Here is a 25594-nt window from a genome sequence, read left to right on the forward strand (position 1 = left end):
ATGTATGTCGCTGTCGTCAGTAGCCGGACGGTCACTTGCAGCACTCCACGGTGTAGCGCTTCTCGCCGTCTACCTCGCGCACTTGCAGGCCATGGACGTCTGAATCGAAGCCGGGGAAGTTGCGCTCGAAACTCTGCGCGAAGGCCAGGTAATCGAGTATGGAGCGGGTGGATTCGGTGAACCGCTCGCCCGGCATGATCAGCGGGATACCTGGCGGATAGGGCACCAGCATCACCGCGGCGACGCGCCCTTCCAACCGATCGATGGGCACCGCTTCGACCTCGCCGCGCACCAGTTGCGCGTAAGCGTCCGCCGGGCGCATGGCGATCTCCGGCAGCACCGTGTACATGCGTTTCATCGCCTTGGCGGTGGCGTGGTCGCGGTAGCAGCGGTGCAGCTCGTCGCAGAGGTCGCGCAGGCCCATGCCCGCATAACGCGCGCCGCCGGCCTGGGCGACGCTGGGCAGTGCGTCCGCCAGCGGCTGGTTGGCGTCGTAACTGCGCTTGAACTCCAGCAGCTCGGTGACCAGGGTGCTCCACTTGCCCTTGGTCACCCCCATGGAGAACAGTACGAGGAAGGAGTACAGCCCAGTCTTCTCCACCACCAGCCCGCGTTCCCAGAGGAAGCGGCTGACCACCGCGGCCGGAATTCCGCGCGAATCCAGGCGCCCGCCGGCGGTGAGCCCCGGCGTGGCCAGGGTGACCTTGATCGGATCGAGCAGCACGTAGTCTTCCACTGCATCGCCGAAGCCGTGCCAGTCGGCATTGGGCTCCAGCACCCAGTCGCGGGTCTTCACCTCGTCGGTACCCTCCACGCCCGGCGGCTGCCAGACGCAGAACCACCAGTCGTCCTCGACAAGATTCTGCTGCACGTTGGCCAGGGCGCGGCGGAAGCTCAGGGCCTCGTCGAAGGTCTCCTGGATCAGCGAACGCCCCGCCGGGCCTTCCATCATCGCCGAGGCCACGTCCAGCGAGGCGATGATGCCGTACTGCGGCGAAGTGGAGATGTGCATCATGAAGGCTTCGTTGAAGCGCGCCTGCTCGAAGCGCCGCGCGCCGGCATCCTGCACGTGGATCATCGAGGCCTGGCTGAAGGCGGCGAGCATCTTGTGCGTGGAGTGGGTGGTGAACACCAGCGGGCCGCTGTCGTCACGGCTGGTGCCCATACCGTAGCGTCCGGCGTAGAACTCGTGGAAGGCCGCATAGGCGTACCAGGCTTCGTCGAAATGCAGCACCTCGACGCTGTCGCCCAGGGCCTGCTTGATCATCTGTGCGTTGTAGCAAAGGCCGTCGTAGGTGGAATTGGTCACCACCGCCAGCCGCACCTTGGGCTCGCGGCCGCGCGCCAGCGGGCTGGCCTCGATCTTCGCGGCGATGGATTCACGACTGAATTCGGACAGCGGGATCGGCCCGATGATGCCCAGCTCGTTGCGCTCCGGCGTCAGGTACAGCGGGATGGCGCCAGTCATGATGATCGAATGGAGGATCGACTTGTGGCAGTTTCGATCCACCAGCACCAGGTCGTCGCGGCAGACCATGGAGTGCCAGACGATCTTGTTCGCCGTGGAGGTGCCGTTGATCACGAAGTAGGTGTGATCGGCGCCGAAATTGCGCGCCGCGCGGGCTTCCGCCTCCGCCAGCGGACCGGTGTGATCGAGCAGCGAGCCCAGTTCGGGCACCGAGACGGAGAGATCCGAGCGCAGGGTATTCTCCCCGAAGAACTGGTGGAACGCCTGCCCCACCGGACTCTTGCGATAGGCCACGCCGCCGCCATGGCCGGGCGTGTGCCAGGAATAGTTGGACTGCGCGGTGTGCTCCACCAGCGCGCGGAAGAACGGCGGCAGCAGGCATTCCAGGTACTTGCGTGCGGCGCGGCTGACCTGGCGGGCGAGGAAGGGCACGGTGTCTTCGAACAGGTAGAGGATGCCACGCAGCTGGTGCAGGTCAGCCATGGACTCAGCCGGCGCGTTCTCGATGGTCATCTGCTCACCGAGGGCGAAGATCGGCAACTTCGGCGCACGCACCCGCGCCATGCGGATCAGTTCCACCACATCCTGCAGAAGACGCTGATTCTCCCCCGCCCCCTCGGCGGCGACCAGAATGCAGGCGAGACCGTGGTGGGTCGAGGCGACGATGCGCCCTTCAGCGGAGCTGGCGGTGGAAAGAATGCTGAAGCCGTCCTGCTCCAGCTCCCGCGCGATATCCCTCACCCGGTCGCCGGCCACGGTATCGGCCTTGATGTCGCGGTGAACGATGAGAATGGGGAATTTCAAGTCTTTGTACATTGTGAACCCCTGAATGACGTACGACTGCGTCGATCCCTTTCAGAGTATGGACTCACGGAATGTAGGGGAATGTAGCCGGCTGACGGCTGTAATAAAACGTCGCGTGGCTGACAGGCCACAGTGAAGCTGCGCGCTCCTATGAAAAACAAAAAGGCCCCTGTTCAGGGGCCTTTTCTCAGGTAGCGAGGAGGATCACTCCTTCGGGGCTTCCATCTGCGCCCACAGCGACGGACCACCGGCGGACTTCTCGATCACCGCCAGGCGCGCCAGATGCGCCTCGATCTCCGCATCACTCGCACGAATCACACGGGTCAGCCCACGATCCGCCGCCAGGCGACGAATCGCCGAGGCCGTGGCACGACCGCTGCCATCCCCTTCGGCACCATTGCCAGCCAGCGACAGGCTGGTCTGGCCACCGGTCATCGCCAGGTAGACGTCGGCGAGAATCTCGGCATCGAGCAGTGCGCCGTGCAGGTCACGGCCGGAGTTGTCGACGCCATAGCGCTTGCACAGGGCGTCGAGGTTATTGCGCTGACCCGGATGGCGCTCGCGAGCCATCAGCAGGGTGTCGAGGATGCCGCAGTAGTCAGCGACGTCCGCGCGCTCGGACTGCCCCAGCAGGGCGAACTCGTTGTTGATGAAACCAACGTCGAACGCCGCGTTGTGGATGATCAGTTGGGCGCCCTTGATGAACTCGAAGAAGTCATCCGCCACTTCGCGGAAGCGCGGCATGTCCTTGACGTATTCATTGGTGATGCCGTGGACCGCGATCGCACCTTCGTCGATCTCGCGATCAGGCTGCAGGTAGACGTGGAAATGCCGGCCGGTGAGGCGGCGACCGTCGAGTTCGACGCAACCGATCTCGATGATCCGGTGGCCGTCGGTGACCGGCATACCGGTCGTTTCAGTATCGAGTACGACGCTGCGCATTCTGTGTGAAACCTTCTTGCAATTGATTCGCCCGGATGGCTTCGGGCGACCTTGATTCTGAGAGTCGGACGCTTAGCGCGGCAGTTCGCTCACACCACGGTTGGCGAGCATATCGGCGCGCTCGTTGCCGGGGTGGCCGGTGTGGCCGCGCACCCAGCGCCACTCGACATTATGCCGGTTCACCTGTTCGTCCAGCGCCTGCCACAGGTCGGCATTCTTCACCGGCTGCTTGGCGGCGGTCTTCCAGCCACGCTTCTTCCAGTTGACCATCCACTCGGTGATGCCCTGCATGACGTACTGCGAGTCGGTGACGATGCGCACGTCGCAATGCCGCTTGAGCGCCGCGAGGGCCATGATGGCGGCCATCAGTTCCATGCGGTTGTTGGTGGTTTCGGGCTCGCCGCCCCACAGTTCGCGCTCGGCGCCCTTGTAGAACAGCACGGCGCCCCAGCCACCTGGGCCCGGGTTACCCTTGCAGGCGCCGTCGGTGTAGATCTCGACTTTCTCTTCGCTCATTTGGCTCGCTTTCAGGACTCGGAATCGCGGCGGCTGACCTTGGCCACCGGCAGCGGCACCAGTTGGCCGCGCGGCTCGCGACGGGGCTGACGCAGGGGCCGCAGACCGACCACCAGCTTGCGCGCCACCAATAGATAGAAGCCGGCGCCGGAGCCCTGCAGGACGGGGCCCCAGGTCTCCATGCGGGCCAGACGGCCCTGCCATTTCGCCGATGCAAGCGGCGGACGATAACACCCGAAGCGGCGTTTCTCCAGCGCGAAGCCCAGCAGATTGAGCCAGTCGCAGACCCGGCTCGGCGCGATACAGCGCGCGCGGCGCAAGGCATCGCGGGCGAAGTAATGGCGAATGCCCCAGGCGCTCCAGGGATTCACCCCGACCACCAGCAGGTGCCCTCCCGGACGCACGCTGCGCGCGGCTTCGCGCAACAGGCGGTGCGGCGACAGGCAGAAATCCAGGCCATGCTGCAGCAGCACCACGTCGGCGGCATGCTCGCCCAGCGGCCAGGCCGCCTCGTCGCAGGCGATTTCCACCCCGGGCAAAGGTGGCCCGAGGCGCACGCCGCGCTGGATGTTGCCGACACTGGCCGGCAGCTCGGCATGCGGCCCGTAATGCACCAGATAGCCGCCGAAATAGCGCTCCAGTTCGTCGATCAGCAATTGCTGCTCTTCGGCGAGCATCATTCCGCCGATCGGTCCCGACAGCCAGTGGCGTGCCTGGTCGATCAGTTCGAGCCAGTCGGCATCGGCCTGGGCGAAGGGTTCTTCGATCATCACTACCCCCTGTGGGACAGCGCGACACAAAAGTGTGTATCCGCACTACTATGCGCCAATGCCCACCACTTGGCGACTTTCCACCCATGATACAGATAGATGCTCTGCCCGCCTTTTCTGACAACTACCTCTGGCTGTTGCAGGATGTGACCCGCCGCGAATGTGCCGTAGTCGATCCGGGCGACGCCGCGCCGGTCGAGCAATGGCTGCAGGTCCATCCCGGCTGGAAACTGACCGACATCATCATCACCCACCACCATGCCGACCACGTCGGCGGCGTCGCCCGCCTCAAGGCGGAAACCGGCGCCCGTGTGCTGGGCCCGGCCGGGGAAAAGATTCCGGGACGCGACGTGGCGCTGGAGGGCGGCGACCGGGTCGAAGTGCTCGGCCTGGGCTTCGAAGTCATCCACGTGCCCGGCCATACGTTGGGGCACATCGCCTATTTCCATGCAACGGATAGCCATGGTGACGAACAGCAGCCGCTGCTGTTCTGCGGCGACACGCTGTTCGCCGCCGGTTGCGGCCGCCTGTTCGAAGGCACGCCGGCGCAGATGCATGCATCGCTGAGCCGGCTGGCCGCCCTGCCCGGTCGCACCGCCGTGTACTGCGCCCACGAATACACGCTGAGCAACCTGCGCTTCGCCTGTGCAGTCGAACCGGAGAATCCCGAAGTCCTCGCACGTTTCGAAGAAGTCAGCCGCTGGCGCGAACAAGGGAAGATCAGTCTTCCTTCTTCCATTGCCCTGGAGCGCGCGACGAATCCTTTCCTTCGCGTGTCGGAAACATCCGTTAAGAAAGTCGCCGACGAGCGGAGCGGCCAGCAAATCCGCACGCCGGAAGAGGTCTTTGCGACCATTCGCCGCTGGAAGGACCAGTTCTGAAGGCTGGCGAAATCTTGACCAGGGCCGGCTCGGTTTCTAGAATCGCCGAAATTTTTGCCCCGGACATAGTCATCAGCCAATGCCGCCAAAGACCAGAAAAACCTCCGATCTAGACGCATTGGCACGCGCCATCCGAGTCTCTATTGTCCTCCTCGCGGCGGGCCTGGCGGGCTGCCAGTCGACCCAGCAGACCGCCAGCAACAACCAGGCCCGCAGCGCCTCCCGCGCCGTCGACGTGCAGTTCAACCCCGCCTGGAACCAGGCCCAGAACGATATCTGGGAACGCATGCGCGGCGGCTTCCAACTGCAGGACCAGCTCAATACCAACCCGCGTATCGAGCGTCAGCGCCTGTGGTTCATGAGCAACCAGTCGTTCCTGGAAAACGCCAGCGAGCGCGGCGCGCCGTACATGCACTACGTCGTCGAGCGCCTGGAAGAGCGCGACATGCCGCTGGAACTGGCGCTGTTGCCGATGATCGAGAGCTCGTACAACCCGATGGCCGTGTCGCGCGCCCAGGCCGTGGGCCTGTGGCAGTTCATCCCAAGCACCGGTACGCACTTCAACCTGCGCCAGACCAACTTCTATGACGGCCGCCGCGACATCACCGCGTCGACCAACGCTGCGCTGACCTACCTGAACCGCCTGCACGACATGTTCAACGGCGACTGGCTGCTCGCGCTGGCCGCCTACAACGCCGGCGAAGGTACCGTCAGCCGCGCGATCGAGCGCAACGAGCGCCTCGGCCTGCCCACCGACTACTGGAACCTGCCGCTGCCGCAGGAAACCCAGGACTACGTGCCCAAGCTGCTGGCCCTGTCGCAGCTGGTGAATGCCCCGACCATCTACGGCATCAACCTCAGCCCGATCGCCAACCAGCCTTACTTCACCTCGATCCGCGTCAAGCCGGGCCTGGACCTCTCCCAGGTCGCCGCCGCAGGCGATCTGGACCAGGACGAACTGCAGCAGCTCAACCCCGCCTTCAAACGCGGCGTGACCCTGGATGGCCCGCATCACCTGCTGGTGCCGCTGGCCAAGGCGGATTCGCTCAAGGCCGGCGTCGCCAACCTGGAGCCGGTGCAGGTCAAACCGCTGGTGGCTTCGAACAACGGCCATTACCGCGTGCGCAAAGGCGACAGCCTGCACAGCATCGCCCAGCGTTACCGTCTTAGCGTCGCCGAGCTCAAGGCCGCCAACCGCCTGAGCGCCAACCGCCTGCGCAATGGCCAGACCCTGGTCATCCCGGGACAGCCCGGCCGTCCGACCATCGAGCCGGAGAGCCCGCGCCAACTGGCCCAGGTCGAAAGCTCGAAGACCATTGCCAGCGCCCGTGTCGCTACTCGCAACTACACCGTGAAGAATGGCGACACCCTGTGGAACATCGCCAAGAAGAATGGCGTCGAGGTTGCGGACCTCAAGCGCTGGAACGGCCTGGACAGCCATGGCGTCAAGCCGGGCCAGACCCTCAAGATGCAAAGCGCCGCCGCCACCCAGCTGGCTTCCAGCAGCAAGAGCAAGGCCAAGCAGGACACCGCAACCTACTACAAGGTCAAGCAGGGCGATTCGATGTACCTGATCGCCAAGCGCTTCAACGTCGAGATGCAGCACATCAAGCGCTGGAACCCGCGCAGCGGCCAGGCCCTGAAGCCGGGCCAGACCATCATGCTGTACCTCGATACCGCCAGCCGCTGAGTTCCACCTTGCGCCGGGGCGCACAGCCCCGGCCGCATGTCTTCTGGCAGCAAGGACAAGCTGCTACTGTACGACGCTAACCTCCTTCAGCCAGCCGGGATCGGATCCTACGCCTGATGCGTCGCTTGTCTCTCCTGCTCCTGGGACTCTTCCTGGGCCACCCTGCCTCCGCCCAGATCACCGAGAGCCACGGCTACGCCCAGTTCGGCGACCTCAAGTACCCGGCCAGCTTCGAGCACTTCGACTGGGTCAACCCCAGGGCGCCCAAGGGCGGCCTGCTGCGGCTGATGGGCCTGGGCACCTTCGACACACTCAATCCCTACACATTCAAGGGCAGTCCGCCGGTCAGCACCGCGGATTTCCTGCAGTACGGCGTCAGCGAGCTGAACGAGCCGCTGATGGTCGGCACCGGCCTATACGACCCGTCCGGCGACGAGCCGGCCTCCAGCTACGGCCTCATCGCGCGCAGCGTGGAATACGCCGAGGACCGCAGTTGGGTGGTGTTCAACCTGCGCCCGGAAGCCCGTTTCCACGACGGCAAGCCGATCACCGCCTACGACGTGGCGTTCTCCTATCGCACGCTGCTGCACCACGGCCACCCGATGTACCGCACCAATCTGCAGGAAGTGCAGCGGGTCGATATCCTCTCGCCGCAGAGCATCCGCTTCGTCTTCAAGCGTCACGACAACCCGCTGCTGATCCTGCGCCTGGGCGAGATGCCGGTACTCCCCCAGCATTATTGGAAGGGCCGCGACTTTCAGGCCACCACCTTCGAACCACCGCTAGGCAGCGGGCCGTACAAGATCACCGAGGTGGAGCCGGGACGCCGCCTGGTGTTCGAGCGGGTCAAGGACTGGTGGGGCAAGGATCTGCCAGTGAATCGTGGCAAGTACAACTTTGACCGCGTCGAGGTGGACTTCTACCGTGACGCCGGCATCGCCTTCGAAGCCTTCAAGGCCGGCGAGTTCGACGTCTACATCGAACACCAGGCGAAGAACTGGCGCAGCAACTACCGCTTCCTGGCGGTGCGCCGGGGCGACGTGGTGAAGGCGGAAATCCCCCACCAGATTCCCACCCAGACCCAGGCACTGTTCCTCAATACTCGCCGCGCGACGTTCTCCGACCGCCGCGTGCGCGAGGCTCTGGGGATGATGTTCGACTTCGAATGGACCAACCGCGCGCTGTTCAACGATGCGTACGTGCGCGCCAGCAGCTACTACCCCAACAGCACGCTCGCGGCCACCGGCGTACCTCAGGGCCAGGAGTGGCTGCTGCTCTCGCCGTACCGCTCGCAACTGCCCGAAGCGCTGTTCAAGCGCCCCTTCACCGTGCCGGTGACCAAGGGTGCCGGCATCCCGCGGGAAACCCTGCGCCACGCTTTGGGTCTACTGGGCGAAGCCGGCTGGAAGCTCTCCGGCGACCGCCTGCTGGACGCCAACGGCAAGCAACTGCGCTTCGAGATCCTGCTGGTCAACCCCAGCCTGGAACGCATTCTCCAGCCGTATCGCGAGAACCTCGCCAGCATTGGTATCGATGCGAGCTTGCGCACCGTGGACCGCGCCCAGTACAAACAGCGTCTGGACCAGTTCGACTACGACATGATTCTGATGACCCTGCCCCAGACCCTGAGCCCCGGCCTTGAACAATGGCAGTACTTCCACTCCAGCCAGGTGGCAGTCAAGGGCAGCAAGAACTACGCAGGCATTGCCAACCCCGTGGTGGACGCGATGCTCGAGAAACTGCTTGGCGCCAGCGACCGCGACCAGCAGGAAGCCGCTGCACGCGCCCTGGACCGCGTGCTGCTGTGGCAGCACTACAGCATTCCCAACTGGTACCTGAACAAGCACCGACTGGCGTACCGCAACCGCTTCGCTTTCGTCACCACGCCACCCTATACGCTGGGCCTGCGAGCCTGGTGGCAAAAAGACCAGGAGAAAACCCTATGAAAAGCCCCCGCCGCGCCGCGCTCTGCGCCGGCCTGTTGCTGGGACTGCTGGGCAGTGCGCAGGCCGCGCCGCAGCACGCCATCACCCTGTATGACGAGGCGCCGAAGTACCCGGCAAACTTCAAGCACTTCGACTTCGTCAATGCCGATGCACCCAAGGGCGGCACGCTGCGCCTCTCCGACTTCGGCGGCTTCGACAGCCTCAATCCCTTTATCGCCAAGGGCAACTCCGCTCCGCAGATCAACCTGATCTACGACACCCTGACCTTCCACTCCCTCGACGAACCCTTCACCGAATACGGCCTGCTCGCCGAGAAGATCGAGAAGGACCCGGAGCACCGCTTCGTCCGCTACTACCTGCGCCCCGAGGCGAAGTTCCAGGACGGCACACCGGTCACCGCCGAAGACGTCGTGTTCACCTTCGAGACGCTGATGAAGGACGGCGACCCGATGTACCGCAACTATTACGCGGATGTCGACAAGGTGGTGGCCGAGGACAAGCTGCGCGTGCGCTTCGACTTCAAGCACGGCGACAACCGCGAGCTGCCGCTCATCCTCGGCCAGCTGTCGATCCTGCCCAAGCACTGGTGGGCCAGCCGCGACTTCAACAAGACCAACATGGAACCACCACTGGGCAGCGGCCCGTACCGCATCGCCAAGGTCGAGGCGGGCCGTTCGATCCGCTACGAGAAGGTCAAGGACTGGTGGGGAGAGAAACTGCCGGTGAATCGTGGCTTCAACAACTTCGACGCCGTGGTGGTGGAGTCCTACCGCGACCTCACCGTCGCCCTGGAAGCCTTCAAGGCCGGGCAGTTCGACTTCAACGACGAGCGCATCGCGAAAAACTGGGCAACCGCCTACGACTCGCCCGCCGTGCGCGACGGCCGCATCGTCCGCGAGGAGCCGGTGAACGGCAACCCGTGGGGCATGCAGGCGTATGCCTTCAACATCCGCCGCCCGGTGTTCCAGGACCCGCACGTGCGTGAAGCGATCACAAACCTGTTCGACTTCGAGTGGACCAACAAGCAGCTGTTCTTCGGCTCCTATCTGCGCGACGGCAGCTACTTCGAGAACTCCGAGATGGCCGCCAAGGAGCTGCCCGACGCCGAGGAGCTGAAGATTCTCGAGCCGCTGCGCGACAAGCTGCCGCCGGAAGTCTTCACCCGGGTCTACGTGCCGCCCACCAGCGATGGCAGCGGCATCATCCGCGAGCAGAAGCGCAAGGCCTACCAGCTGCTGCTGGATGCCGGCTACAAGATCGAGAACGACAAGATGGTCGGCCCCGACGGCAAGCAGCTGAGCTTCGAGTTCATGCTCGCCCAGGCCGACTTCGAGCGCGTGCTGCTGCCCTTCAAGCGCAACCTCGCGGAGCTGGGCATCGACATGCAGCTGCGCCGCGTCGACGTCTCGCAATACATCAACCGCCTGCGCTCGCGCGACTACGACATGATCGTCAGCAGCTGGCCGCAGTCCAGCTCGCCCGGTAACGAACAGCGTGAGTTCTGGCACTCCAGCAGCGCCGACAAGCCCGGCAGCCGCAACTTCATCGGCCTGCGCGATCCGGGCATCGATGCCCTGGTGGAAGGCCTGATCAACGCCAGCTCCCGCGAAAGCCTGGTGCGCCACGCCCGCGCCCTCGATCGCGCGCTGCTCTGGGGCCACTACGTGGTGCCCAACTGGTACCTGGGCAACTGGCGCATCGCCTACTGGAACCGCATCGCCCACCCGGAAAAACTGCCGCCCTACAGCTACGCGCTGCAGACTTGGTGGCAAGCCCGCGACAAGGCCGTACCGACCAAGACGGATACCAATGCCGCGAGCGAAACGCCGGCAGACGGCGCCGTCGCCCAAGGGACCCACTGATGCTGGCCTACATCCTGCGGCGCCTGCTGCTGATCATCCCCACCCTGTTCGGCATCCTGCTGATCAACTTCATCATCATCCAGGCCGCCCCCGGCGGCCCGGTGGAACAGATGATCGCCAAGCTGGAAGGCTTCGATGCCGCCAGCGGCGGCGCCACCGGGCGCATTTCCGGCGGCGGCGGTGAAGTCGCCTCCGCCGGCACGCACTACCGCGGCGCCCAGGGCCTGGACCCGGAACTGGTGAAGGAAATCGAGCGCATGTACGGCTTCGACAAGCCGGCACCCGAGCGCTTCTGGATCATGCTCAAGAACTACGTGCACCTGGACTTCGGCCAGAGCTTCTTCCGCGATGCCAAGGTCACCGACCTGATCGTCGAGAAACTCCCCGTGTCCATCTCCCTCGGGTTGTGGAGCACGCTGATCATGTACCTGGTGTCGATCCCGCTGGGCATCGCCAAGGCAGTGCGCCACGGCAGCCACTTCGACGTCTGGACCAGCTCGGCGATCATCGTCGGTTACGCCATCCCCGCCTTCCTCTTCGCCATCCTGCTGGTGGTGCTGTTCGCCGGCGGCAGCTACTGGGACTGGTTCCCCTTGCGCGGGCTGACTTCCAACAACTTCGACGAGCTGACCTGGGGCGGCAAGGTCCGCGACTATTTCTGGCACCTCGCGCTGCCCATCACCGCGCTGGTGATCGGCAACTTCGCCACCATCACCCTGCTGACCAAGAACAGTTTCCTCGACGAGATCGGCAAGCAGTACGTGGTCACCGCCCGCGCCAAGGGCCTGACCGAGCGTCGCGTGCTTTACGGCCACGTATTCCGCAACGCCATGCTGCTGATCATCGCCGGCCTGCCTTCGGCCCTGCTGGGCATCTTCTTCACCGGCTCGCTGCTGATCGAGGTGATCTTCTCCCTCGACGGCCTGGGCCTGCTCAGCTTCGAGGCGGCGCTGAACCGCGACTATCCGGTGGTGTTCGGCACGCTGTTCATCTTCACCCTGTTCGGCCTGATCATGAAGCTGGTCAGCGACGTCCTCTATACGTTGGTCGATCCGCGCATCGACTTCGAGAACCGGGAGTAATCCGATGCGCCTGTCTCCCATCAATCAGCGCCGCTGGGCGCGCTTCAAGGCCAACAAGCGCGGCTGGTGGTCACTCTGGCTGTTCCTCACGCTGTTCATCCTGAGCCTGGGCGCCGAGCTGATCGCCAACGACAAGCCACTGGCGATCCGTTACGACGGCGAGTGGTACTTCCCGGTGGCCAAGCGCTACCCGGAAACTGCCTTCGGCGGCGAGTTCCCCATGGAGGCGAACTACAAGAGCCCGTACATGCGTGAGCAGATCGCGCAGAAGAACGGCTGGATTCTCTGGCCGCCGATCGCCTACAGCTACGACACCATCAACTACGACCTGCGAGTACCGGCTCCCTCAGCGCCCAGCGCGGAGAACTGGCTGGGCACCGACGACCAGGCGCGCGACGTCATGGCGCGAGTAATCTACGGCTTCCGCGTGTCGGTGCTGTTCGCCCTGATCCTCACCGTGCTCAGCTCCATCGTCGGCGTCGCCGTGGGCGCGCTGCAAGGCTTCTACGGCGGCTGGATCGACCTGCTCGGCCAGCGCTTCCTCGAAATCTGGTCGGGCCTGCCGGTGCTCTACCTGCTGATCATCCTCGCCAGCTTCGTACAGCCGGGTTTCTGGTGGCTGCTGGGCATCATGCTGCTGTTTTCCTGGATGAGCCTGGTGGACGTGGTGCGCGCCGAGTTCCTCCGTGGCCGCAACCTCGAGTACGTACGCGCCGCCCGCGCCCTGGGCATGCGCAACGGGGCGATCATGTTCCGCCACATCCTGCCCAACGCGATGATCTCCACCCTGACCTTCATGCCCTTCATCCTCACCGGCGCGATCGGCACCCTGACCTCCCTGGACTTCCTCGGCTTCGGCCTGCCCGCCGGCGCGCCGTCGCTGGGCGAGCTGGTTGCCCAGGGCAAGTCCAACCTGCAGGCGCCCTGGCTGGGCATCACCGCCTTCGTGGTGCTGGCCGTGATGCTGAGCCTGCTGGTGTTCATCGGCGAAGCCGCCCGCGATGCCTTCGACCCGAGGAAGTGACATGAGCCAGAACGAGAACCTCATCGAAGTCCGCGACCTCTCCGTCGACTTCCTCTGCGGCGACGAACAGGTCCGCGCGGTGGAACACATCAGCTTCGACATCCGCAAGGGCGAGACCCTCGCGCTGGTAGGCGAAAGCGGCTCCGGCAAGTCAGTCACCGCGCACTCCATCCTGCGCCTGCTGCCCTACCCCACCGCCAGCCATCCCTCCGGCAGCATCCACTACGCCGGCAAGGACCTGCTCAAGCTGCCCGAGCGCAAGTTGCGCGGCATCCGCGGCAACCGCATCGCCATGGTGTTCCAGGAACCCATGACCTCGCTGAACCCGCTGCACACCATCGAGAAGCAGATCGGCGAAGTGCTCGCACTGCACAAGGGCATGAGCGGCAACCAGGCCCGCGCACGCACGCTGGAGCTGCTCGATCTGGTCGGCATTCCCAACCCCGCCAGCCGACTCAAGGCCTACCCGCACGAACTGTCCGGCGGCCAGCGGCAGCGGGTGATGATCGCCATGGCGCTGGCCTGCGAGCCGGAGCTGCTGATCGCCGACGAACCGACCACGGCGCTGGACGTCACGGTACAGCTGAAAATCCTCGACCTGCTGCGCGACCTGCAACAGCGCCTGGGCATGGCGATGCTGCTGATCACCCACGACCTCAACCTCGTCCGGCGCATCGCCCATCGCGTTTGCGTGATGAAACGCGGCTGCATCGTCGAGCAGGCCGATTGCGATACCCTCTTCGCGGCCCCACAGCACCCCTACACGCGCGAATTGCTCGGTGCCGAGCCCAGTGGCACCCCCGCGCAGAACGAGCCTGGAGCGCCGCTGCTGGAGGTCGACGACCTGCGCGTGTGGTTCCCGATCAAGAAAGGCGTCTTCCGCAAGACCGTCGACCACGTCAAGGCGGTCGACGGCATCGACTTCAGCCTGCCACGCGGCCAGACCCTGGGCATTGTCGGCGAAAGCGGCTCGGGCAAGTCGACGCTCGGCCTGGCTATCCTTCGACTGATCAACAGCCAGGGCGGCATCCGTTTCGAGGGCCAGGCCATCGAAGACATGAACCAGGCGGAAGTCAGGCCACTGCGCCGCGAGATGCAGGTAGTCTTCCAGGACCCGTTCGGCAGCCTCAGCCCGCGCATGTCGGTGGGCCAGATCGTGGGTGAAGGTCTGGAGATCCACGGCATGGGCACGCAAGAGGAACGCGAGCAGGCGATCATCGAGGCGCTCAAGGAAGTCGGACTCGACCCGGACACCCGCCACCGCTACCCCCACGAGTTTTCCGGGGGCCAGCGGCAGCGCATCGCCATCGCCCGCGCGTTGGTGCTCAAGCCGGCGCTGATCCTGCTGGACGAACCGACCTCGGCACTGGACCGCACCGTGCAGCGCCAGGTCGTCGAACTGCTGCGCGGACTGCAGGCCAAGTACAACCTGACCTACCTGTTCATCAGCCACGACCTGGCTGTAGTGAAAGCCCTCAGTCACCAGCTGATGGTGATCCGCCACGGCAAGGTGGTCGAACAGGGCATGGCCGAAGACGTCTTTGCCGCGCCACAGCATGCCTACACACAGCAACTACTGGAGGCAGCCTTCATGGTGCCCACGTAAGGCTGAACCAGCTGCAGACAAGGAAGCAATGACATGGGGTTTCTCGCCGGTAAACGCGTACTGATCGTCGGTGTCGCCAGCAAGCTGTCCATCGCCTCCGGCATCGCCGCGGCGATGCACCGCGAAGGCGCCGAGCTCGCCTTCACCTACCAGAACGACAAGCTCAAGGGCCGCGTCGAGGAGTTCGCCGCCGGCTGGGGCTCCAGCGCCGAGCTGTGCTTCCCCTGCGACGTGGCCAGCGATGCAGACATCGAAGCCGTGTTCGCCGCACTGGCAAAGCAGTGGGACGGCCTGGACTGCATCGTCCACTCGGTGGGGTTCGCACCGGGCGAGCAGCTCGACGGCGACTTCACCGAAGTCACCACCCGCGACGGCTTCCGCATCGCCCACGACATCAGCGCCTACAGCTTCGTCGCCCTGGCCAAGGCCGGCCGCGAACTGATGCAGGGCCGCAACGGCTGCCTGCTGACACTCTCCTACCTGGGCGCCGATCGCACGATGCCCAACTACAACGTCATGGGCATGGCCAAGGCCAGCCTGGAAGCCGGCGTGCGCTACCTGGCCGCCAGCCTCGGCCCGGAAGGCACCCGCGTCAACGCCATCTCCGCCGGCCCGATCCGCACCCTGGCAGCGTCAGGCATCAAGAGCTTCCGCAAGATGCTCGCCGCCAACGAGCGCCAGACCCCACTGCGGCGCAACGTCACCATTGATGAGGTCGGCAACGCCGGCGCCTTCCTCTGCTCGGACCTGGCCAGCGGTATCAGCGGCGAAATTCTTTATGTCGATGGCGGCTTCAACACCACGGCGATGGGTCCGCTGAGCGACGATTGAGGCTTTCAACCGGGCAAAGAAAAAGGCCGCATCAGCGGCCTTTTTCTTTCTACTGAAAACCAGGACCGCTTGCGCGGCCCCTGTTTTTTACTTCTTGGCGTCGTCGAACTTCTCGATCTTCGCCTGATCCTGCAGGTAGCGACGGAACGCAGCGAAATCGTCCTGGCCGCTACGCGAGGCAAGGAAGCGCTGGTACATCGCTTTCTCTTCTTCGGTCGGCTTGGCGGTAGGCTCGTTCACACCGCTGAGCTTGACCAGCACGAAGTCGCCGTTCTGCAGTGCGACGCCACCCAGGCTGGGCTTGCCGGCACCTTCCGGACGAGCCATGCGGAACACGCTCTGCAGCACCACCGGGTCGACACCTTCCTGACCACGGGCTGCCGCTTCCACGACTTTCCAGTCCTGACCTTCCTGAGCCTGGGTCAGCGGGATCTTGCCGTCGCGCAGACCAGCCAGCAGCGCTTCGCCACGAGCCTTAGCATCGGTGGCGGCGTGCTCGACCTGCAGACGCTTGAGGATATCGGCACTCACCTGTTCCAGGGTTTCCTTCTCAGGCTTGTGGTGCTCCTTCACGCGCAACACGACCACGGTATCCGGGTCGAGTTCGATGGCGCCGCTATTGGCGCCCTCTTCCAGCACTTCAGCGCTGAAAGCGGTCTGGATGACCTGGCGGTTGGCAGTCACGCCCTCACCACCTTCCTTGCCGAACGGCTTGCTGGTCTGCACCTTCAGACCCAGGTCCTGAGCCGGCTGGCCCAGATCGGAGGCTTCATAGGCGGAGCTTTCCAGCTGCTTGGTCGCATCGACGAAGCGCTGCTCGACCAGTTGGGTCTTGGCTTCGTGCTCCAGCTTGGCCTTGAGGCTGTCGAAGGTCGGAACCTCCGGTGCTTCGACGCCTAGCAGCTTGATCAGGTGCCAGCCGTAGGAGGTCTTCACCGGGGCAGAGACTTCGCCCTTCTTCAGTGCATACAGCGACTCTTCGAAGGCCGGGTCATACACGCCACGACCGGCGAAGCCCAGGTCACCACCGTTGGCGGCGGAACCGGTGTCGTTGGACAGCTCCTTGGCCAGCTTGGCGAAGTCTTCACCCTTGTCCAGGCGTGCTTTGATCTCGTCGATCTTGGCCTTGGCCTGCTGGTCGTTCTGCTTGTCGTTCACCTCGATCAGGATATGCGCGGCGTCGCGCTGCTCGGCCAGACCGGCGATCTCCTTCTGATAGAGGGCATCGAGGTCTTCCTTCTTCACCTCCACCTGGTCGAAGAAGGCGGACTTCTTCAGCTCGACATAATCGATGGTGACCTGCTCGGGCGTCATGAACTCGGAGCTATGAGCGTCGTAGTACGCCTTGATCTCGCTTTCCTCGACCTTGCTCTTGGCCGGGTCGGCCTTGAGGGTCAGGGTGGCGAAGTCGCGGGTCTGCTTCTCCAGGAGAGCGAAGGCATTCAGCTCGTCATCGGTGACGAAGCCGGTACCGGCGATACCGGCGCGCAGCTGACCGATGAGCATTTCCTCGCCGAACATGCGACGGAACTGCATTCGGTCATAGCCCATCTGGCGAATGACCTGGTCGAAACGCTCGGCGCTGAACTTGCCGTCCACCTGGAACTCAGGGGTCGACAGGATCAGTTGATCCAGCGCCTGCTGGGAGAAGGCGAACTTGTCGTTCTGGGCAGCCTGCAGGATCAGCTTGCGCTCGATGAGCGACTTCAGCGCGGAGTCCTTGAGCAGCTTGTCGTCGAGCATGGACGAATCGAAGTCCTTGCCCAGACGCTGCATCAGCTGGCGACGCTGCATGTCCGCAGCCTGCTGCAGTTCCGGCAGACTAATGTCATCACCGTTGACCTGAGCAGCGACGTTCTCGTGATGGGTTGCGCGAATGATCTGATCGAACCCGGTCAAAGCCATGAGGACAACGATCACGCCCAGGATGGTCTTGGTGATCCAGCCTTGGGAATTGTCCCTGATGTTTTGCAGCATGCGGCCCCCGACGCGGCCACGGCCCACCGTCAATGGCGGCGCGGCGTGGAAAAAAGCGGATATAAGAAAGGCGCATCCGAGGATGCGCCTTCTCGTAACTGGTGGAGCTTGCGGGCATTTAGCCCGTGACCCCTGATGATTCCAACCGACCTACGCCAGCCGGGTCATCGCTCCGTGACCGGGCCCAACCGAAGTTGAACCGATCCAGGTCAAGTCCAAAAAGACGCTTAGTTGACAGCGTCCTTGAGGGCTTTACCGGCCTTGAAGCCCGGGATCTTAGCAGCAGCGATCTTGATCGGCTTGCCGGTTTGCGGGTTGCGACCGGTGCGAGCAGCGCGCTCTTTGACAGCGAAGGTGCCGAAGCCTACCAGTACGACGGAGTCACCAGCCTTCAGGGCGCCAGTTACAGACTCGATCACCGCGTCCAGAGCGCGACCGGCAACAGCTTTCGGGATATCAGCAGATGCGGCGATAGCATCGATCAGTTCCGACTTGTTCACTCTAAGTCCCCTTATTTCTGTTGAGTATGTTTCTATGTGTTAGGTGTAAGCAAAAGCAGGTGCTGGTTTGCCAACTGACAAAGCAAGTGCCGCTTTATAACAAGGGCTCAAAAACAGTGTCAAGAAAGCCCCCCAACTAATGCGTGCTGATTCGCTCCTTGGAATCAGACTCGCGCTTCTCATCCTTTGCAACCATCTCGGGAGCCGCATCGGGCAAGGGCTCCGGGGCGTATTGCAGCGCAATTTGCAGGACTTCGTCAATCCATTTAACCGGTTTAATAACGAGATCGGCCTTAATATTATCCGGAATCTCCCTAAGGTCTCGTACGTTTTCCTCGGGAATGATGACTGTCTTGATTCCACCCCGGTGCGCGGCCAGAAGTTTTTCCTTCAGACCGCCAATGGCCAGCACCTGACCCCGAAGGGTGATTTCGCCGGTCATGGCAACGTCCGCACGGACCGGGATCTGAGTGATCGCCGAAACCAGTGCGGTGCACATGCCGATGCCCGCGCTAGGGCCGTCCTTCGGCGTCGCACCTTCCGGCACGTGGATGTGGATATCGTGTTTCTCGTGGAAGTCTGGTGCGATGCCCAGGCTCTTCGAACGACTACGAACAACAGTCAGCGCAGCGGTGATGGATTCCGCCATGACGTCGCCCAGCGAGCCGGTCTTGGTCAGTGCGCCCTTGCCGGGAACCATGGCCGATTCGATGGTCAGTAATTCGCCGCCCACCTGGGTCCAGGCGAGGCCGGTGACTTGGCCAATCTGGTCCTGCTGCTCGGCCAGGCCGTAGCGGAACTTGCGCACACCCAAATAGTTTTCCAGCGAATCCGGAGTCACTACGGCTTCGATGCGCTTGGCCTTACCCCCATCCTTGACCGCCTTGCGGCATACTTTGGCGATCTGGCGCTCAAGGCTGCGCACACCGGCTTCGCGGGTGTAATAGCGAATGATGTCACGGGTAGCCGCTTCTTCGAAGACAACCTCGCCCTTCTTGAGACCATTGGCCGCAGTCTGTTTCGGTACAAGATATTTCGCGGCGATGTTGATCTTCTCGTCTTCGGTGTAACCCGGCAGGCGGATGACTTCCATGCGGTCCAGCAGCGCTGCCGGAATGTTCATGGAGTTCGCCGTGCAGAGGAACATCACATCGGAGAGGTCGTAATCGACTTCGAGGTAGTGGTCGTTGAAGTTATGGTTCTGCTCAGGATCGAGCACTTCCAGCAGCGCCGACGCGGGGTCCCCGCGCATGTCGCTGCCCATCTTGTCGATTTCGTCGAGCAGGAACAGCGGGTTGCGTACGCCCACCTTGGTCATTTTCTGAATCAGACGACCGGGCATGGAACCGATGTAGGTACGACGGTGACCGCGAATCTCGGCCTCGTCGCGAACACCGCCCAGGGCCATGCGCACGAACTTGCGGTTGGTCGCACGGGCAATGGACTCGGCCAGCGAGGTCTTGCCCACGCCGGGCGGGCCAACCAGGCAGAGCACCGGCCCCTTGAGCTTCTTCACGCGCTTCTGGACAGCGAGGTACTCAAGGATGCGCTCCTTGACCTCTTCCAGGCCATAGTGGTCAGCGTCAAGGATGTCCTCGGCCTTGTCCAGGTCGTGACGCACCTTGCTCTCGGCCTTCCAAGGCACATTCACCAGCCAGTCGATGTAGGAACGTACCACGGTCGCCTCGGCGGACATCGGCGACATCTGCTTGAGCTTGTTCAACTCGGCAGTGGCCTTGGCCATGGCTTCCTTGGTCAGGCCGGCGGCGTCGATGCGCTTCTTCAACTCCTCGACTTCGTTGTGGCCTTCGTCGATGTCACCCAGTTCTTTCTGGATGGCCTTCATCTGCTCGTTGAGGTAGTACTCGCGCTGGCTGCGCTCCATCTGCTTCTTCACGCGGCCACGGATGCGCTTCTCGACCTGCAGCAGGTCGATTTCGGCATCCAGCATGGCCAGCACGTGCTCGACGCGGGCCGAAAGCTCGGTGATTTCGAGGATTTCCTGCTTCTGCTCGATCTTCAGCGCCATATGGGCAGCCATGGTGTCCACCAAGCGGCCAGGCTCGTCGATGCTGTTGAGCGAGGACAGGACTTCCGCCGGGACCTTCTTGCCCAGCTGCACATATTGCTCGAACTGGCTGAGCAGGCTGCGGGTGAAGACTTCGGATTCGCGCTCGCCGACGGTCGCCTCGTCAATGATCGAAACCTCCGCACGGCAATAGGCTTCCTCGTCGATAAAGCGCTCTACCTGGCCGCGCTGCTCGCCCTCGACCAATACCTTGACGGTGCCATCGGGTAGCTTTAGCAGCTGCAGAACGGTGGCGACGGTACCCATGCGGTACAGCCCATCGGCGCCCGGATCATCGTCGGCCGGATTCTTCTGCGCCAGCAACAGGATTTGCTTGTCGCTGGTCATGGCGGCCTCGAGGGCCTCGATTGATTTCTCTCGCCCCACGAAAAGCGGGATGACCATGTGCGGATACACCACTACGTCACGCAGGGGGAGCAGGGGCAACTCGACGAGTGTTTTCATGATATTCGGCTCTACAGCGGCACTTGGCCAAAACTATGGGATTGGACCCTTCGGCCTAAGATGGGGTTAGGGCTAGGAAAAAACAAGCGCGGTAGATGGGAAGAAAAAAGGGGCCCTAGGGCCCCTTCTGGTTTCAGGCGTCAGGTGCAGCCTTGGCCGGCTGCTCGCTGTTCTCGTAGATCAGCAGCGGCTGGGAGGAGCCCTCGATGACACTCTCGTCGATCACCACCTTGCTGACGTCGTTCTGCGAGGGGATCTCGTACATGGTGTCGAGCAGGATGCCTTCGAGGATCGAACGCAAGCCACGGGCGCCGGTCTTGCGCTCCAGCGCGCGACGGGCAACGGCCTTGAGTGCGTCCGGGCGGAACTCAAGGTCCACACCTTCCATTTCGAAGAGCTTGGCGTACTGCTTGGTCAACGCGTTCTTCGGCTCGGTCAGAATCTGCATCAGCGCAGCTTCGTCCAGCTCTTCGAGCGTCGCGATGATCGGCAAACGACCGACAAACTCCGGAATCAGGCCAAACTTCACCAGATCTTCCGGCTCGACTTCGCGAAGCGCATCCCCCACCTTTTTACCCGCTTCCTGGCTGCGAACCTCGGCGTTGAATCCGATGCCGCCTTTGGTAGAACGGTTCTGGATGACCTTTTCCAAGCCAGCGAACGCGCCACCGCAGATAAACAGGATGTTACGGGTGTCGACCTGCAGGAACTCCTGCTGCGGGTGCTTGCGGCCGCCCTGGGGCGGCACGGAAGCCACGGTACCTTCGATCAGCTTCAGCAGAGCCTGCTGAACGCCTTCGCCGGACACGTCGCGGGTGATCGACGGGTTGTCGGACTTGCGCGAGATCTTGTCGATTTCGTCGATGTAGACGATACCCATCTGGGCCTTCTCGACATCGTAGTCGCACTTCTGCAGAAGCTTCTGGATGATGTTCTCGACGTCCTCGCCCACGTAGCCAGCCTCGGTGAGGGTGGTGGCATCGGCGATGGTGAAGGGAACATTAAGCAGACGGGCCAATGTCTCGGCAAGCAGGGTCTTGCCCGAGCCGGTCGGCCCGATCAGCAGGATGTTGCTCTTGCCTAGCTCGACATCGTCCTTGCGCTCACGCTGATTCAGGCGCTTGTAGTGGTTATAAACCGCTACTGCCAGGGTTTTCTTGGCACGTTCCTGGCCGATCACGTACTGATCGAGGATGGTGCGGATCTCTTTCGGCGCCGGTAGCTTATGCGCACTGCTCTCCGCCTGTGCTTCCTGCACCTCCTCACGGATGATGTCATTGCACAGGTCGACGCACTCGTCGCAGATAAAGACCGAGGGGCCGGCAATCAACTTGCGCACTTCGTGCTGGCTCTTGCCGCAGAAGGAGCAATACAGCAGCTTGCCGTTGTCCTCGCCGTTGCGGGTGTCAGTCATTCGATCGTTCCAATCGGGGATATACGTGAAGGACAAGATGAAGGCATTCGCAGGCATTTTCAAGCCCGCGAGCGGCCGGATTACCGGCCGCGGCAGTGCGGAGAGACTCAGCTGGCAGCAGGACGCTGGGTGAAGAGCTGATCGATCAGACCGTACTTGACGGCTTCCTCGCCACTCATGAAGCGGTCACGGTCGGTATCGCGTGCAATAACGTCCAGCGGCTGGCCGGTGTGGTGTGCCAGCACCTGGTTCAGACGCTCCTTGATGAAGAGGATTTCCTTGGCGTGGATCTCAATGTCCGAAGCCTGTCCCTGGAAGCCGCCCAACGGCTGGTGGATCATCATGCGCGAATGCGGCAGGCAGTAGCGCTTGCCAGCGGCGCCGCCAGCCAGCAGCAGTGCACCCATGCTGCACGCCTGCCCCACACAGATGGTGGATACGTCGGGCTTGATGAACTGCATGGTGTCGTAGATCGACATACCAGCGGTCACGGAACCACCCGGCGAGTTGATGTAGAGATGGATGTCCTTGTCCGGGTTCTCGGCTTCGAGGAATAGCAATTGGGCAACCACGAGGTTGGCCATGTAGTCCTCAACCTGGCCGACCAGAAAGATGATCCGCTCCTTCAGCAGGCGCGAATAGATGTCGTAGGAACGCTCACCGCGGGCGGACTGCTCCACCACCATCGGCACCAGACCACCAGCGGCCTGAATGTTCGGAACTTGCGGCATATAAGGATTATGCATGTCCGACGATCACTCCCTAATAAAAATTCATGTCTCTATAGACGCACAAGCCAGCCCGAAGGCTGGCTTGTGACAATCGAACGAAGCGTTGGATCAGGCCGCTTGCGGAGCTTCTGCAGGCTTGACCGCTTCTTCGTAGGATACCTGCTTGTCGGTCACATTGGCCTTCTGCAGGACAGTATCTACAACTTGCTCTTCCAGTACAACCGAACGAACTTCGTTCAGCTGCTGGTCGTTCTTGTAGTACCAGGAAACAACTTGTTCCGGCTCCTGATAAGCGGAAGCCATCTCTTCGATCATTTCGCGAACGCGGGCTTCGTCAGCCTTCAGCTCGTGCTGCTTGACCAGCTCGGCGACGATCAGGCCCAGCACGACGCGGCGCTTGGCCTGCTCTTCGAACAGCTCGGCCGGCAGTTGGTCGGGCTTGATGTTGCCACCGAACTGCTGGACAGCCTGGACGCGCAGACGATTGACTTCGTTGCCGATCAGGGCTTTCGGAACTTCGATCGGGTTGGTCTCGACCAGACCTTCCATCACCTGGTTCTTCACCTTGGACTTGATGGCCTGACGCAGCTCACGCTCCATGTTTTTGCGAACTTCGGTGCGGAAGCCTTCCAGAGTGCTTTCCTTCACGCCGAACAGAGCGAAGAACTCTTCGTTCAGTTCCGGCAGCTTCGGCTCGGCGACGCTGTTGACGGTAGCAGTGAACTCGGCGGCTTTGCCGGCCAGATCCAGGTTCTGGTAGTCCTCGGGGAAGGTCACATTCAGAACACGCTCTTCACCGGCCTTGGCGCCAACCAGACCTTCTTCGAAGCCCGGAATCATGCGGCCGGAGCCCAGCACCAGCAGGGTGCCCTTGGCGGAACCGCCAGCGAAGGCCTCGCCGTCGATCTTGCCAACGAAATCGATGTTTACCTGATCGTCGTTCTGAGCGGCACGGTCAACAGCTTCGAAGCGGGTATTCTGCTTGCGCAGGATTTCCAGCATGTTGTCGAGATCAGCGTCAGCCACGTCAGCCTGCAGGCGCTCGACCTTGATGCCGTCGAAACCGGCAACCTGGAACTCGGGGAAGACTTCGAAGGTAGCGATGTACTCGAGGCCCTTCTCTTTCTCGAACACTTTCGGCTCGACGGAGGGAGCACCGGCCGGGTTCAGCTTCTGCTCGACCACGGCTTCGTAGAAGGTTTCCTGGATCAGGTCACCGAGGGCTTCCTGACGAGCGGCGGCTTCGTAGCGCTGACGGATCACGCTCATCGGCACCTTGCCGGGACGGAAGCCAGGAACCTTGGCGCGACGAGCGGTCTGCTGCAGACGCTTGCTGACTTCGGTCTCGATGCGCTCGGCCGGCACGCCAACGGTCATGCGGCGCTCAAGAGCGGAGGTGCTTTCAACGGAAACTTGCATGGATATTCCTCGTGGCACAGACGTAAGCCGGTCCTTCCGGCTCCCAGAATCAAGGGCAAGCATTCTAGTAGCTAGAAATGCAGAAGTCACCCCGAGCGGAAGCTGCGGAAATTCACGGATGCGAGAGCTTATGGAAAGAAGATGGTGCGGACGGAGAGACTCGAACTCTCACAGCTTGCGCCACCGGAACCTAAATCCGGCGTGTCTACCAATTTCACCACGTCCGCAGGGTACCGCAGAAACGAAAACGCCAGGCTCTGGGCCTGGCGCTTCGGAATATGGGGTGGACGATGGGAATCGAACCCACGACACCAGGAGCCACAATCCTGTGCTCTACCAACTGAGCTACGCCCACCATATTACACTTGCTTGTACCGAACGCCACTTGGCGCACCCGGCAGGACTCGAACCTGCGACCATCCGCTTAGAAGGCGGATGCTCTATCCAGCTGAGCTACGGGCGCTTTAGTGGCGGCAACCCTTGCTAAGCAGACTCAGTGGAAACCACCGAATCGGTTGGCACTGCCTCTTTCGTGTTTCAGGCTGTGCTCGGCAAGCGGGGCGCATGTTATCGATGAGACCATACCCCGTCAACAACTTTTTTAAAAAAAATTCAAAGAGATAAAGGAGTTACGCCAAATCAGGGGCTCCCGCCTTTGCCTTATGGAGGCAGCATGCGAAAATGCGCGCCTTCTTTTCACCCGCCTTAATGGTTATCCCCCCGACATGACTGCAAAACTGATCGACGGCAAAGCGATCGCCGCCAGCCTCCGCCAGCAGATTGGCCAACGCGTCAATGAGCGCCGCCAGCAAGGACTGCGCATCCCCGGCCTGGCTGTGATCCTGGTCGGCAGCGACCCCGCCTCTCAGGTCTATGTCGCGCACAAGCGCAAGGACTGTGAAGAGGTCGGCTTCCTCTCCCAGGCGTACGACCTCCCCGCCAGCACCACCCAGGAAGAGCTGCTGGCGCTGATCGACCGCCTGAACGCCGATCCGGCCATTGACGGCATCCTCGTCCAACTGCCCCTCCCCGCCCACCTCGATGCATCCCAACTACTGGAGCGCATCAGCCCGGACAAGGACGTGGACGGCTTTCATCCCTTCAACGTCGGCCGCCTGGCTCAGCGCATCCCGTTGCTGCGCCCCTGTACGCCTAAGGGCATCATGACCCTACTGCAGAGCACCGGTGTCGACCTGTACGGCCTGGACGCGGTCGTAGTAGGCGCTTCCAACATCGTCGGCCGACCGATGGCACTGGAGCTGCTGCTGGCCGGCTGCACCGTCACCGTCACTCACCGCTTCACCCGTGATCTGGCCGAACACGTCGGTCGCGCCGACCTGGTCGTGGTTGCCGCTGGCAAACCAGGCCTGGTGAAGGGCGAATGGATCAAGGAAGGCGCCATCGTCATCGACGTGGGCATCAATCGCCAGGAAGACGGCAAGCTGGTGGGCGACGTGGAGTACGACGTGGCTGCCGAGCGCGCCAGCTGGATCACCCCGGTTCCGGGCGGCGTCGGCCCGATGACTCGCGCCTGCCTGCTTGAAAACACCCTGTACGCCGCAGAGCACCTGCACAGCTGACAGGTTTTCGACGAGCAA

The 25594-nt window shown here is 62.8% G+C and carries 19 protein-coding genes and 3 tRNA genes; 9 read left to right on the forward strand and 13 right to left on the reverse strand.

Going from position 1 to position 25594, the window contains the following annotated elements:
• Nucleotides 1-31: 31 nt before the first annotated feature.
• The 4 genes from IB274_RS18845 to IB274_RS18860 all read right to left on the reverse strand — a co-directional run bounded on the left by IB274_RS18845 (nt 32) and on the right by IB274_RS18860 (nt 4497).
• Complete coding sequence (locus IB274_RS18845; protein ID WP_192433643.1) at nt 32-2284, reverse strand: Orn/Lys/Arg decarboxylase N-terminal domain-containing protein; 2253 nt, start codon at nt 2282-2284, stop codon at nt 32-34.
• Nucleotides 2285-2476: 192 nt separating this feature from the next.
• A complete protein-coding gene (gene dnaQ / locus IB274_RS18850; RefSeq protein ID WP_192433645.1) occupies nt 2477-3214 on the reverse strand; it encodes a DNA polymerase III subunit epsilon in 738 nt (245 codons plus the stop codon).
• 72 nt (nt 3215-3286) lie between these two features.
• Complete coding sequence (rnhA, locus tag IB274_RS18855; protein ID WP_192433647.1) at nt 3287-3730, reverse strand: ribonuclease HI; 444 nt, start codon at nt 3728-3730, stop codon at nt 3287-3289.
• Between the two features lie 11 nt (nt 3731-3741).
• Complete coding sequence (locus IB274_RS18860) at nt 3742-4497, reverse strand: class I SAM-dependent methyltransferase (protein ID WP_138216456.1); 756 nt, start codon at nt 4495-4497, stop codon at nt 3742-3744.
• A gap of 89 nt (nt 4498-4586) precedes the next feature.
• On the opposite strand from IB274_RS18860, the gene gloB reads away from it, so the two are divergent.
• The 8 genes from gloB to fabI all read left to right on the forward strand — a co-directional run bounded on the left by gloB (nt 4587) and on the right by fabI (nt 15422).
• Nucleotides 4587-5381, forward strand: coding sequence for a hydroxyacylglutathione hydrolase (gene gloB / locus IB274_RS18865; RefSeq protein ID WP_192433649.1), 795 nt, complete (start codon nt 4587-4589; stop codon nt 5379-5381).
• A 79-nt stretch (nt 5382-5460) separates the two neighbouring features.
• Nucleotides 5461-7071: a LysM peptidoglycan-binding domain-containing protein gene (locus IB274_RS18870; RefSeq protein WP_192433651.1), complete on the forward strand. Its 1611-nt coding sequence runs from the start codon at nt 5461-5463 to the stop codon at nt 7069-7071.
• A gap of 116 nt (nt 7072-7187) precedes the next feature.
• Nucleotides 7188-9017 carry an extracellular solute-binding protein gene (locus tag IB274_RS18875; protein ID WP_192433653.1) on the forward strand — a complete coding sequence of 610 codons (1830 nt, stop codon included), beginning with the start codon at nt 7188-7190 and terminating at the stop codon, nt 9015-9017.
• Nucleotides 9014-10879, forward strand: a complete 1866-nt coding sequence (locus tag IB274_RS18880) for an extracellular solute-binding protein (protein WP_192433673.1) — start codon at nt 9014-9016, stop codon at nt 10877-10879. Before IB274_RS18875 ends, IB274_RS18880 begins: the two co-directional genes overlap by 4 nt.
• Nucleotides 10879-11961: a microcin C ABC transporter permease YejB gene (locus IB274_RS18885; RefSeq protein ID WP_081516482.1), complete on the forward strand. Its 1083-nt coding sequence runs from the start codon at nt 10879-10881 to the stop codon at nt 11959-11961. Before IB274_RS18880 ends, IB274_RS18885 begins: the two co-directional genes overlap by 1 nt.
• Before the next feature lie 4 nt (nt 11962-11965).
• Nucleotides 11966-12985 (forward strand): ABC transporter permease, encoded by a 1020-nt coding sequence (locus IB274_RS18890; protein WP_192433675.1) that lies wholly within the window; start codon nt 11966-11968, stop codon nt 12983-12985.
• Between the two features lies 1 nt (nt 12986).
• Nucleotides 12987-14591: an ABC transporter ATP-binding protein gene (locus IB274_RS18895; RefSeq protein WP_192433677.1), complete on the forward strand. Its 1605-nt coding sequence runs from the start codon at nt 12987-12989 to the stop codon at nt 14589-14591.
• Between the two features lie 33 nt (nt 14592-14624).
• Complete coding sequence (fabI, locus tag IB274_RS18900; protein WP_192433679.1) at nt 14625-15422, forward strand: enoyl-ACP reductase FabI; 798 nt, start codon at nt 14625-14627, stop codon at nt 15420-15422.
• 87 nt (nt 15423-15509) lie between these two features.
• On the opposite strand, the gene IB274_RS18905 is transcribed toward fabI, so the two are convergent.
• The 9 genes from IB274_RS18905 to IB274_RS18945 all read right to left on the reverse strand — a co-directional run bounded on the left by IB274_RS18905 (nt 15510) and on the right by IB274_RS18945 (nt 24459).
• A complete protein-coding gene (locus tag IB274_RS18905; protein ID WP_192433681.1) occupies nt 15510-17399 on the reverse strand; it encodes a SurA N-terminal domain-containing protein in 1890 nt (629 codons plus the stop codon).
• A 227-nt stretch (nt 17400-17626) separates the two neighbouring features.
• Entirely contained in the window at nt 17627-17899 is a 273-nt protein-coding gene (gene hupB, locus IB274_RS18910) for a nucleoid-associated protein HU-beta (RefSeq protein ID WP_003087931.1), read from the reverse strand.
• A gap of 136 nt (nt 17900-18035) precedes the next feature.
• Nucleotides 18036-20432 carry an endopeptidase La gene (lon, locus tag IB274_RS18915; RefSeq protein ID WP_192433683.1) on the reverse strand — a complete coding sequence of 799 codons (2397 nt, stop codon included), beginning with the start codon at nt 20430-20432 and terminating at the stop codon, nt 18036-18038.
• A gap of 133 nt (nt 20433-20565) precedes the next feature.
• A complete protein-coding gene (clpX, locus tag IB274_RS18920; protein WP_192433685.1) occupies nt 20566-21846 on the reverse strand; it encodes an ATP-dependent Clp protease ATP-binding subunit ClpX in 1281 nt (426 codons plus the stop codon).
• 107 nt (nt 21847-21953) lie between these two features.
• Nucleotides 21954-22592 carry an ATP-dependent Clp endopeptidase proteolytic subunit ClpP gene (clpP, locus tag IB274_RS18925; RefSeq protein WP_138216336.1) on the reverse strand — a complete coding sequence of 213 codons (639 nt, stop codon included), beginning with the start codon at nt 22590-22592 and terminating at the stop codon, nt 21954-21956.
• Nucleotides 22593-22685: 93 nt separating this feature from the next.
• Nucleotides 22686-23996 carry a trigger factor gene (tig, locus tag IB274_RS18930; protein WP_192433688.1) on the reverse strand — a complete coding sequence of 437 codons (1311 nt, stop codon included), beginning with the start codon at nt 23994-23996 and terminating at the stop codon, nt 22686-22688.
• 142 nt (nt 23997-24138) lie between these two features.
• Nucleotides 24139-24223: transfer RNA gene (locus IB274_RS18935), tRNA-Leu, on the reverse strand.
• A gap of 52 nt (nt 24224-24275) precedes the next feature.
• Nucleotides 24276-24351 (reverse strand) — tRNA-His (locus IB274_RS18940).
• Between the two features lie 31 nt (nt 24352-24382).
• Nucleotides 24383-24459: transfer RNA gene (locus tag IB274_RS18945), tRNA-Arg, on the reverse strand.
• Nucleotides 24460-24721: 262 nt separating this feature from the next.
• Here IB274_RS18945 and folD point away from each other — a divergent pair.
• Nucleotides 24722-25576 (forward strand): bifunctional methylenetetrahydrofolate dehydrogenase/methenyltetrahydrofolate cyclohydrolase FolD, encoded by an 855-nt coding sequence (gene folD / locus IB274_RS18950; RefSeq protein WP_192433690.1) that lies wholly within the window; start codon nt 24722-24724, stop codon nt 25574-25576.
• The last annotated feature ends 18 nt before the right edge of the window (nt 25577-25594 follow it).

This window comes from Pseudomonas sp. PDM18 (genome assembly GCF_014852585.1).
Lineage (GTDB): Bacteria > Pseudomonadota > Gammaproteobacteria > Pseudomonadales > Pseudomonadaceae > Pseudomonas.

Coding starts and splice junctions, on each gene's coding strand:
- IB274_RS18845 (WP_192433643.1), bottom strand. CDS start 2,284: ATGTACAAAGACTTGAAATTCCCCATTCTCATCGTTCACCGCGACATC.
- dnaQ (WP_192433645.1), bottom strand. CDS start 3,214: ATGCGCAGCGTCGTACTCGATACTGAAACGACCGGTATGCCGGTCACC.
- rnhA (WP_192433647.1), bottom strand. CDS start 3,730: ATGAGCGAAGAGAAAGTCGAGATCTACACCGACGGCGCCTGCAAGGGT.
- gloB (WP_192433649.1), top strand. CDS start 4,587: ATGATACAGATAGATGCTCTGCCCGCCTTTTCTGACAACTACCTCTGG.
- IB274_RS18870 (WP_192433651.1), top strand. CDS start 5,461: ATGCCGCCAAAGACCAGAAAAACCTCCGATCTAGACGCATTGGCACGC.
- IB274_RS18875 (WP_192433653.1), top strand. CDS start 7,188: ATGCGTCGCTTGTCTCTCCTGCTCCTGGGACTCTTCCTGGGCCACCCT.
- IB274_RS18880 (WP_192433673.1), top strand. CDS start 9,014: ATGAAAAGCCCCCGCCGCGCCGCGCTCTGCGCCGGCCTGTTGCTGGGA.
- IB274_RS18885 (WP_081516482.1), top strand. CDS start 10,879: ATGCTGGCCTACATCCTGCGGCGCCTGCTGCTGATCATCCCCACCCTG.
- IB274_RS18890 (WP_192433675.1), top strand. CDS start 11,966: ATGCGCCTGTCTCCCATCAATCAGCGCCGCTGGGCGCGCTTCAAGGCC.
- IB274_RS18895 (WP_192433677.1), top strand. CDS start 12,987: ATGAGCCAGAACGAGAACCTCATCGAAGTCCGCGACCTCTCCGTCGAC.
- fabI (WP_192433679.1), top strand. CDS start 14,625: ATGGGGTTTCTCGCCGGTAAACGCGTACTGATCGTCGGTGTCGCCAGC.
- IB274_RS18905 (WP_192433681.1), bottom strand. CDS start 17,399: ATGCTGCAAAACATCAGGGACAATTCCCAAGGCTGGATCACCAAGACC.
- lon (WP_192433683.1), bottom strand. CDS start 20,432: ATGAAAACACTCGTCGAGTTGCCCCTGCTCCCCCTGCGTGACGTAGTG.
- clpX (WP_192433685.1), bottom strand. CDS start 21,846: ATGACTGACACCCGCAACGGCGAGGACAACGGCAAGCTGCTGTATTGC.
- clpP (WP_138216336.1), bottom strand. CDS start 22,592: ATGCATAATCCTTATATGCCGCAAGTTCCGAACATTCAGGCCGCTGGT.
- tig (WP_192433688.1), bottom strand. CDS start 23,996: ATGCAAGTTTCCGTTGAAAGCACCTCCGCTCTTGAGCGCCGCATGACC.
- folD (WP_192433690.1), top strand. CDS start 24,722: ATGACTGCAAAACTGATCGACGGCAAAGCGATCGCCGCCAGCCTCCGC.